Source organism: Sphingomonas sp. CCH5-D11 (assembly GCF_001557395.1).
GTDB lineage: Bacteria > Pseudomonadota > Alphaproteobacteria > Sphingomonadales > Sphingomonadaceae > Sphingomonas.
Genome location: NZ_LSKH01000131.1, coordinates 1 through 1521 on the forward strand (window position 1 = coordinate 1; position 1521 = coordinate 1521).

Genomic DNA, 1521 nt, shown 5'->3' on the forward strand with positions numbered 1-1521 from the left:
CAGCGGGAGTGCGGCTCGGGGCCACCCGGCGCTTGAAGTCAGATCCATCTGATCCGAACCAGTTCCCCGGCGAAGGCCGGGGTCCAGTTGGAAAGACGCGCGTGATAGCACGCTGCGCATTCCATGACTTATCCTACTGGGGCCCCAGCCTTCGCCGGGAAGCAAAGGGCGCTTGTTCAGCTCAGGCCAACCAAGTTTCGTCCCCCACCGTCATGCCGGGCTTGTTCCGGCATCCAGCGCTCCACGGACCTCACGCTACCGAAGGTACGGAACAGTGGATCCCGGCACGAGCCCGCTCCCAGCGACGCCGCACGCGGCGCCGAGGGGGTGGGATGACGCAGCCTGTGTGTGGCGGGACTGAAGCGTCTCAGAAGGGCCCGCACAGGGCCGTCATGCCTAGCCTCAGCCCACCACGTCCAACTGCTGAAGGACGAACGCGCCCCATTCGGCATTCTGGCGATAGCGTTCGAACCGGCCGGACTTGCCGCCATGGCCGGCTTCCATGTTCACGCGGAACAGCAGCGGATTATTGTCAGTCTTCTTGTCGCGCAGGCGTGCGACCCACTTGGCCGGCTCGTAATATTGCACCTGGCTGTCCCACAGGCCGGTGCCGACATACATGGCAGGATAGGCCTTCGCCGCCACCTGATCATAGGGCGAGTAGCTCAGCATATACTCATAATATTGCTTCTGCGCCGGGTTGCCCCATTCGTCATATTCGAACGTGGTGAGCGGGATCGACGCGTCGAGCATCGTGGTCACCACGTCGACGAACGGCACCTGGGCCACGATCACCTTGTAATCCTCGGGCGCCATGTTCGCGACTGCACCCATCAGCAGCCCGCCGGCGGATCCGCCCATGGCGGCGACGCGGCCCTTTGCGGCATATTTCTGCGCCACGAGATAGCGGGTCACGTCGATGAAGTCGGTGAAGCTGTTCTTCTTGTTCAGCAGATGGCCGTCATCATACCATTGGCGGCCCATTTCCTGACCGCCGCGGATGTGGGCGAGGGCATAAACGACGCCGCGATCGAGCAGGCCAATCCGCCCGGGATCGACCGCCGGGTCCATCGAATTGCCGTAGCTGCCATAGGCATATTGGAACAGCGGCGCGGTGCCGTCGCGCTTCACGTCCTTGCGGTGCACGAGGCTGACCGGGATCTTCGTGCCGTCACGCGCGGTCGCCCAGACGCGCTCCGTCACGTAATTGGCGGGATCATAGCCGGGCACCGGCGCGACCTTCAGCACGCGCCGCTCGCCCGTCTTCGCATTCACCTCATAGGTGGTGGTCGGCGTCACTAGCGAGCCATAGGTGTAGCGCACCCAGGGGGTATCCGGCTCCTCGTTGACGTCCAGTGCCATGCGATAAGCGGGCTCATCGGCCTTTACCGGCAGCGACTTGCCAGCGGAATCGAGCACCCGGATCATGCGGTTGCCGCCCTCGCGCTGATCAACGGCGATGAAGCCGGTGAACGGCTTGAAGCCCTCGATGAAGACGGCGTCGCTGGCGGGTGTCAGGTC

1 protein-coding gene is annotated in these 1521 nt (G+C 63.9%); it reads right to left on the reverse strand.

Going from position 1 to position 1521, the window contains the following annotated elements; all coding sequences use genetic code 11:
* Positions 1-402 precede the first annotated feature (402 nt).
* A partial coding sequence (locus AX702_RS08800; protein ID WP_156455419.1) for a prolyl oligopeptidase family serine peptidase occupies positions 403-1521 on the reverse strand: 1119 nt, incomplete at its 5' end.